Source organism: Algoriphagus lutimaris (assembly GCF_017051705.1).
GTDB classification, from domain to species: domain Bacteria; phylum Bacteroidota; class Bacteroidia; order Cytophagales; family Cyclobacteriaceae; genus Algoriphagus; species Algoriphagus lutimaris.
On the sequence record NZ_JAFIDJ010000060.1, the window covers coordinates 1 to 255 of the forward strand.

At 54.1% G+C, this 255-nt stretch carries 1 pseudogene; it reads left to right on the plus strand.

The window, feature by feature from the left end:
* Positions 1-255, plus strand: a pseudogene (locus JYB62_RS19785) (hypothetical protein); the annotation flags it as partial.

Below are 255 nucleotides of genomic sequence, written 5' to 3' on the forward strand. Positions count from 1 at the left end.
AAGTCGCAGTAGCTAATGGGTTTGTAGGAACTGAAGCCGAATGGCTCGCATCTCTTGAAGGAACAGATGGAGCGGACGGTGCAGACGGTGCAGACGGTGCTGATGGCGACTCCGCATATGAAGTCGCAGTAGCCAATGGATTTGTAGGAACTGAAGCCGAATGGCTCGCATCTCTTGAAGGTGCTGATGGAGCCAATGGATTAGATGGTGCCCCAGGTGCAGACGGTGCTGATGGCGACTCCGCATATGAAGTCG